The following is a 7,877-nucleotide window of genomic DNA, read 5'->3' as shown; positions in this document are numbered from 1 at the left end:
ACTTCGACGTCGACGGGCCTGAGCCTGGCGAATAGCTCGATCGCGTCGCTGTCCACATCGACCTCGACCGGCATCGGCTCGCTGTCCACCGGTCTCTCGTCCACCAACAGTTCGGTCGCCTCGCTGTCGACCTCGACGTCGACGAGCCTGAGCTCGGCCAACAGCTCGATTGCCTCGCTCTCGACGTCGACCTCGACCGGCATCAGCTCGCTGTCCACCGGCTTGTCCACGACCGACAGCACCGTCGCGTCGCTGTCCACGTCGACCTCGACCGGCATCGGCTCGCTGTCCACCGGCCTGTCGACGACCAACAGCAATCTCGCGTCGCTGTCCACGTCGACCTCGACCGGCATCGGCTCGTTGTCCACCGGCCTGTCGACGACCAACAGCAATCTCGCGTCGCTGTCCACGTCGACCTCGACCGGCATCGGCTCGTTGTCCACCGGCCTGTCGACGACCAACAGCAATCTCGCGTCGCTGTCCACGTCGACCTCGACCGGCATCGGCTCGTTGTCGACGAGCATCAGCTCGATCACGTCGAACACGAATAATCTCGGCAACAGTACCGCGGCGGCGCTCGGCGGCGGCGCGACGTACGATCCGGCGACCGGCACGATCTCCGCGCCCTCGTACACGACATACAACGCCGACGGCACGACGACCAGCAACAACAACGTCGGCTCCGCGATCGACAACATCAACGCGAAGGGCACCAAGTACTTCCACGCGAACTCGACCGATCCGGACAGCCAGGCGACGGGCGCCAACAGCATCGCGATCGGCCCGAACGCGATCGCGAACATCGACGATTCGGTCGCGATCGGCAACGGCGCGACGACGGCGGCGGCCGTATCCGTCACGTCGGCGACCGTCGGCGGCCTGACGTTCGGCGGCTTCGCGGGCAGCGCCCCGGTTGGCGTGTTCAGCGTCGGCGCGCCGGGGGCGGAGCGCCAGGTCACGAACGTTGCCGCCGGCCGCATCTCCGCAGCCAGCACCGACGCCGTCAACGGCAGCCAGCTCTATGCGACCAACAGCAACGTCGCGTCGCTGTCGACCAGCCTGAACACGACGAACAGCAACGTCGCGTCGCTGTCCACGTCGACTTCGACCGCCGTCGGCTCGCTATCCACCGGCCTGTCGACGACCAACAGCACCGTCGCCTCGCTGTCCACGTCGACTTCGACCGCCGTCGGTTCGCTGTCCACCGGCCTGTCGACGACCAACAGCAATCTCGCGTCGCTGTCCACGTCGACCTCGACCGGCATCGGCTCGCTGTCCACCGGCCTGTCGACGACCAACACCACCGTCGCGTCGCTGTCGACGAGCGTGACCAACCTCAACACGCAGGTGTCGTCGCTGTCGACGACGCTCGTCAACAGCACGAACAACGTGATCCGCTCGTTGCCGGCCAGCACGGGCGTCGCCGCCGACATGAGCGCGCCGACCGCCGCCGCGCCGTCCGTCACGGCCGGCTCGAACTCGGTCGCAATCGGCGCGAACTCGAACGACGGCGGCCGCTCGAACGTCGTCTCGGTCGGCAGTTCGACGCAGCAGCGGCAGATCACGAACGTCGCCGCCGGCACGGAAGGCACCGACGCGGTCAACGTCAACCAGTTGAATGCGCTGTCCACTTCTATGTCACAATCGCTGACGGGTCAGCAATCCCAGATCAACACTCTGGGCACGCAGCTGAACCAGACTCAGCAAGCGCTGCAGCAGACCGACACGATGGCCCGTCAGGGCATCGCGGCCACCACCGCGCTGACGATGCTGCCGCAGGTCGAACCCGGCAAGACGATCAACGTCGCCGTCGGCGTCGCCCGCTTCGCAGGTCAGTCGGGGATGGCGTTCGGCGCGAGCGCGCATGTGACAACCAACGGCATTCTCAAGCTGGGCATCGGCGTGTCGGGGCAGAACAAGACCTTCGGTGCAGGATATGGATATAGCTGGTGATCGATTCCGTCCGATCTTCGTCAACCGGGCCGCATGACGCGCCCGGCAAACGCCTCGCCGTCGGCATCTCGCTCTTCGCCCGCGACGGCCAGGCGATCTGGGAAAACGGCATTCATCAGAACATTGCGTTCCTGGCGATGATGCTCAAGCAGTCGGACCGGGTCGGCCCGGTCTACTTCCTGAACGGCGGCGACGCGAAAGCGTTGCCCGCCGGCCTCGATCTCGCCGGCCTCGACGTGCCGCTCGTGCAGCCGCGCGACGTGTCGCACGCGCTCGACGTCGTGATCGAGATGGGCGCGCAGCTGCCCGTCGACTGGCTCAAGTACATGAAGGCGCTCGGCAAGAAGCTCGTCGCCTGCTTCGTCGGCCACACGTACAGCGGGCTCTGCGAGACGCCGATGTTCAATCGGCCGTCGGGCCACATCTTCAACGGCGGGCCGTTCGACGAAGTATGGATCTTGCCGAAATCCGAGAAGATCGACGCGCCGCTCTTGCGCACGCTCACGCGTGCGCCGGTGCACGTCGTCCCGCACATCTGGTCGCCGTACTTCATCGAGCGCCGCGCGCGCCAGCTCGACGCCGAGGGACTGCGCTTCGGCTACGAGCCGGGCCGCGCGAAGTGGCGGCTGTCGATCCTCGAGCCGAACATCTCGGTCGTGAAGACCTGCCACTACCCGATGCTCGCCGCCGACGAATTCCACCGCGCGCAGCCCGATGCGGTCGAGCATCTGTTCGTCGTCAACTCGCTGCACATGAAGGAACATCCGACATTCGTCCATTTCGCGAACAGTCTCGATCTCGTCCGCCAGCACAAGGCGACCTTCGAGCCGCGCATCGATCTGCCGTCGTTCCTCGCGCAGCACGGCGACGCGGTGATCTCGCACCAGTGGGAAAACGCGCAGAACTATCTGTACTACGACGTGCTGTACGGCGGCTATCCGCTCGTGCACAATTCGCCGCTCCTCGGCGACGCAGGCTACCGCTACCCGGAATTCGATTCCGCGGCGGGCGGCCGCGCGCTGCTGCACGCATGGCGGCATCACGATACGCATCTCGACGACTACCGCCGTAAAGCCGATGCGCTCCTGCACGGCGTGTCGATCGACAACCGCGACAACCTCGACGCGTACGTCGCGCGTCTGGCCGCCTGAGCCTTTTCCCCGGAGAGAATGCATGTCCGAAACCACCGCCCGTGACGTGCCGAACGGCGGCAGGCGTCTCGTCGTCGGCGTGTCGCTGTTCGTACGCGGCGCCGGCCAGTCGCTGTGGGAGAACGGCATCTTCCAGAACTGCCTGCTGCTCGTGCTGCTGCTGCGCCAGTCGCCGCTCGTCGCCGAAGCGGTGATGATCAACGGCGGCGCGGACGACGCCGATCCGCAGTTGATGCTCGGCGAATGGAACGTGCCGCTCCTCTCGATGGACGACGCGATGACGCGCTGCGACGTGGTGATCGAGATGAGCGCGCAGTTCAACGCCGGCTGGATCGCCGCGTATCAGCAGCGCGGCGGCAAGGTCGTGACGATGCGCGTCGGCAACGACTACGTGATCGACATCGAGCGCGCGATCTTCGACAAGCCGTCCGGCTTCCAATTTTCGGGCGCGCGCTACGACGGCGTCTGGACGATTCCCGAATTCGAGCACTCGTGCGGACACTACCTCGAATCGGGGCTGCGCAGCCCGGTGACGATCGTGCCGCACATCTGGCATCCGCTGTTGTTCGACAAGGCGCGCGCGACGCTCGGCCCGGGTCTCGAATTCGGCTACAAGCCGGGCAAGCCGCGCTGGCGCGTCGCGATGTTCGAGCCGAACATCTGCATGGTGAAGACGAGCATCGTGCCGATGCTCGTCGCCGAAGAGGCGTATCGCGCCGAGCCGGGCTTCGTCGAATTCGTGCGCGTGTGCAACACGATGCACATGAAGGAGCACACGACGTTCGTCCACTTCGCGCGCAGCCTCGACATCGTCAATCACGGGCTGACGACGTTCGAAGGGCGTTTCGCGGTCTACGAATTCATGGCGGCGCACGGCGACGTGGTCGTGTCGCATACGTGGGAGAACGCGCAGAACTATCTGTACTACGAGTTGCTGTACGGCGACTATCCGCTCGTCCACAACTCGCCGTACGTCGGCAAGGCCGGCTATTTCTATTCGGCTTTCGATTGCCAGGAAGGCGGCCGGCAGTTGCTGAAGGCGTTCCGCGAGCACGACGCGAACCTCGATGCGTATCGCGAGCAGTCGCGGCAGCTTCTGGATTCGGTCAGCATCTATAACCCGGATAACGTCGCCGCGTATACGGACGCGATCGCCGCGCTGTATCGGTAAGCCGGCAGCGCGCCTCAAGTTTCCGCTCGTCTCCCCGAACGTCGCTTGAACAAGCGCGTAGCGTCAATGCGTGGTCGGGCAACAATAGGCCGCGCCGAAAAAAGATCCGGCGTGAACCACCGTGATCGATGCGCCCGACGCGAAGACCAAGGCGAAGGCGAAGACGCCGCGATCCCGGCCGCGCCCGCACCTGCCGCCGCTCGCGCGACGTTCAGCGCCCGCAGTCATTGACGAGATTCGCGAGCAGCGTGTCGTATTCGGCGACGAGCGCCGGGTTCTTCGACGTATAGCGGCGCAACAGGCTGCGCTGCCGCGCCGCGTAGCCCTCCCAGTCGTCGTCGTGCTCGCGCAGCACGCGCATCAGCGTTTCCGTTCCCGCCTGCACGTCGTTGTCCGGATAGTAGTAGCCGATGTCCGGCACGAGGTGTGCGTTGTGGACGAGCGGGTAGCCCTGCCAGCAGACGTCGAAGTAGAAATAGTTGAGCGGGTTCTCCCACTGGTGCGACACAACGACGTCCGTGTATTCGGCGAGGAACGCCGGCGTGTCGAAGCGGCCGACGAAGCTCGCCTTGCTCGCGCGGACGACCTCCAGATAGTTCATCAGCATCACGAATTCCGGACTGTCGTGCGCGAGACGCTCGGCGTTCGTCACGTGCGTGAACGCGATCGCGTCCGGATCGCGCCGATACGCTTCGTCGATGATCAGCATCGGATACACGCAGAACTTGACGACGTCGTGGTTCGGCTCCATCACGGTGAGCCGCTTCGCCCGCTTGCCGCTCGGCCGATACTCGCCGTGCTCGTGCATCAGCCGTGTACGCTCGGTCAGGAACATCGGATCCCAGACGAACGGCACGACGCGCCCCGGGCAGCGACGCAACGACTGCATGAACGGCAGCGACGACGGCGCGATCTGCGGAATCGCCCAGATCTCGTCGTAGCCGCGATTGATGAAAAGCGTATCCCACATCCGGCGGCCGAACAGGATCGACTGCGTCACGTGGATGTACTCGAAGCCGCAGCAGTAGCTGACGAGCTTCACGCCGCGCGCCTTCAGGTATGCAGTCTGCTCGCCGTCGATCTGGCCGCCGAGCTCGATCAGCACGTCGAGCGAATCCTTCATCTCGGTGAACGAGCGCGTATCGAAGATCCGGCAGTCCCACGGCAGCGCATCGGTGATCGGCACGTCGGTCGTATTGACGATCGTCACGCGGTAGCCGCGCGACGATTTCATCAGCAGCTTCGCGAGAAACAGCGCGTTCTGCTTGATGCCGTTGATCCAAAGGCTCTCGTTCGGCTCGCGCAGGCCGATCGTGATACCGATGCGCAAGCCGTTCAAATCGACAGGGGAGGTCATCACATGCTGGAGGGAAGGGAAGTTCGCAGTGTAGCGCACCGCCCGTTGCGTATTCCGCGCTACCGCCCGCACCACTATACGAGTCTAGCGGACATCATATGACCGGACTGTCAGATATCGTCAACGTACGCACCGCCGCGTCAACCTTGCCCCATGACGAGTAGCTGCGCGCCGTCCGCAACCTGGTCGCCCACCGCGTACAGCACCTCGCTGACGACGCCTGCGGCCGGCGCGCCGATCGTGTGCTCCATCTTCATCGCCTCCATCACGATGAGCGGATCGCCCTGCTCGACCTTCTGCCCCGGCTCGACGAGCACCGCGATCACCTTGCCCGGCATCGGCGCGGTGAGCCGGCCTTCTCCTTCCGTCGAATCGGCCGCGTGCGCGAGCAGGTTGCGCCATTCGAACGCGCGTGCGACGCCCTGGCAGAACACGTGGAACGTGTCGCCGTCGACATGAACGCGCCCGCTCGCCCGCACGCCGCCCAGCGTCACGTCGAAATCGAGCGGGCCCGCGCCGCGCGTCCACGCGAATGGCTTCGCGACGCCGCCGACCTCGAGCGACTCGATCCCGCCCTTGTCCACGTAGTGCGATTCGAGTGTCGCATCGTCATCGAGCGTGCGCCATTCGATCGTCCGGCGGTAGCCGGCGTTCAGCCGCCAGTTCGGCAGCGCGCCCCACGGCGACGCCGCGCCGCCCGCCCCTGCCCCCGCCCGTTCGCGCTCGCGTGCGAAAAGCGCCGCGCACGCGAAACCGAGCGCCGCCGCGGGCGCCGGCTGCGGCGCAAATAGCGCATCGCGGTGGCGCTCGATCAGGCCGGTGTCGAGATCCGCGTCGGCGAACGGCCGGCTGGCGACGATCCGCTGCAGGAACGCCGCATTCGTATGCAGGCCGACGACCTCGCATTCGCGCAGCGCGCGAGAGAGCGTCGCGAGCGCCTGCGCGCGCGTGTCGCCATGGACGATCAGCTTCGCGATCATCGGATCGTAGAACGGCGTGATCGCATCGCCTTCGCGCACGCCGCTGTCGATCCGCACGGCCGCGCCGACGGCGAACTCGACGCCCGCCGGCAATCGCAGATGCTTCAGACGCCCGGTCGACGGCAGGAAGCCGCGCGCCGGATTCTCCGCGTACAGGCGCGCCTCGATCGCGTGCCCGCGAACCCGCAAGTCCGGCTGCCCGAGCGGCAGCGGCTCGCCCGCCGCGACGCGCAGTTGCCATTCGACGAGATCGAGCCCCGTGACCATCTCCGTCACCGGATGTTCGACCTGCAACCGCGTGTTCATCTCCATGAAGTAAAACGTGTCGCCCGTCATGATGAATTCGACGGTGCCCGCGCCGACGTAGCGAACCGCGCGCGCGGCCGCGACGGCCGCCTCGCCCATCGCCTGCCGGACCTCGTCCGCGAGCCCCGGCGCGGGCGCTTCCTCCAGCACCTTCTGGTGGCGGCGCTGCACCGAGCAGTCGCGGTCGAACAGGAAAACCGCGTTGCCGTGCCGGTCGCCGAATACCTGCACCTCGACGTGGCGCGGGCGCTGCAGGTATTTCTCGATCAGCACGCGGTCGTTGCCGAAGCTCGCGGCGGCCTCGCGCTGGCACGAAGCGAGCGCCGCCGCGAAATCGGCCGCGCGCTCGACGACCCGCATCCCCTTGCCGCCGCCGCCCGCGCTCGCTTTCAGCAGCACCGGATAGCCGATGCGATCGGCTTCGCGCTGCAGCAGCGCGAGATCCTGGTCGTCGCCGTGATAACCGGGCACGAGCGGCACCGCGGCCGCATGCATCAGCGCCTTCGCGGCGGCCTTCGAGCCCATCGCGGCGATCGCCTCGACGGGCGGCCCGACGAACACGATACCCGCCTCCTCGCACGCGCGTGCGAAATCCTCGTTCTCCGACAGGAAGCCGTAGCCCGGATGGATCGCTTGCGCGCCCGTCGCGCGCGCGGCGTCGATGATGCGCTCGATCCGCAGATAACTGTCGGCGGCCGCCGCGCCGCCGATGTGCACGGCCTCGTCGCACGCGGCGACGTGCTTCGCATGCGCGTCGGCGTCCGAATAGACCGCGACGCTCGCGATGCCGAGGCGTTTGCAGGTCGCGGCGACCCGGCAGGCGATTTCGCCGCGATTGGCGATCAGGATCTTGTCGAACATGGTGGGTCGGGAAACGGGGATGTCGGTAACGAATTCGGTCAGTGCACGAGCCGCGCAGCGGCGCCCGGCACGGCCGCCGTGACGCCGTGACGCCGCGA

General features: G+C 66.5%; 5 protein-coding genes. 3 read left to right on the top strand and 2 right to left on the bottom strand.

The window, feature by feature from the left end; genetic code table 11:
- The 3 genes from WS69_RS06415 to WS69_RS06405 form a co-directional block, all read left to right on the top strand.
- Positions 1-1,953: YadA family autotransporter adhesin (locus WS69_RS06415; protein WP_082715999.1), on the top strand; the 1,953-nt coding region annotated here is incomplete at its 5' end.
- Positions 1,950-3,104 (top strand): DUF2827 domain-containing protein, encoded by a 1,155-nt coding sequence (locus WS69_RS06410; RefSeq protein WP_059469964.1) that lies wholly within the window; start codon positions 1,950-1,952, stop codon positions 3,102-3,104. The genes WS69_RS06415 and WS69_RS06410, both read left to right, overlap by 4 nt.
- 22 nt (positions 3,105-3,126) lie before the next feature.
- Entirely contained in the window at positions 3,127-4,275 is a 1,149-nt protein-coding gene (locus WS69_RS06405) for a DUF2827 domain-containing protein (RefSeq protein ID WP_059469963.1), read from the top strand.
- A 211-nt stretch (positions 4,276-4,486) separates the two neighbouring features.
- Here the strand turns inward: WS69_RS06405 and WS69_RS06400 are convergent, their stop codons facing one another.
- Together WS69_RS06400 and WS69_RS06395 are read right to left on the bottom strand one after the other, a co-directional pair.
- A complete protein-coding gene (locus WS69_RS06400) occupies positions 4,487-5,632 on the bottom strand; it encodes a DUF2827 domain-containing protein (protein ID WP_059469962.1) in 1,146 nt (381 codons plus the stop codon).
- 140 nt (positions 5,633-5,772) lie between these two features.
- Entirely contained in the window at positions 5,773-7,779 is a 2,007-nt protein-coding gene (locus WS69_RS06395) for an acetyl-CoA carboxylase biotin carboxylase subunit (protein ID WP_059469961.1), read from the bottom strand.
- Between the last annotated feature and the right edge of the window lie 98 nt (positions 7,780-7,877).

The sequence above is a fragment of the Burkholderia sp. BDU5 genome, assembly GCF_001522845.1.
In the GTDB taxonomy this organism is placed as follows: Bacteria; Pseudomonadota; Gammaproteobacteria; order Burkholderiales; family Burkholderiaceae; genus Burkholderia; species Burkholderia mayonis.
Note: the sequence above shows the minus strand (reverse complement) of the source record. Positions and strands in the feature narration are given on the sequence as shown.

Excerpts from the sequence above, each read along its gene's own strand:
- WS69_RS06400 (WP_059469962.1), bottom strand. The coding sequence starts at position 5,632 with ATGACCTCCCCTGTCGATTTGAACGGCTTGCGCATCGGTATCACGATC.
- WS69_RS06405 (WP_059469963.1), top strand. The coding sequence starts at position 3,127 with ATGTCCGAAACCACCGCCCGTGACGTGCCGAACGGCGGCAGGCGTCTC.
- WS69_RS06395 (WP_059469961.1), bottom strand. The coding sequence starts at position 7,779 with ATGTTCGACAAGATCCTGATCGCCAATCGCGGCGAAATCGCCTGCCGG.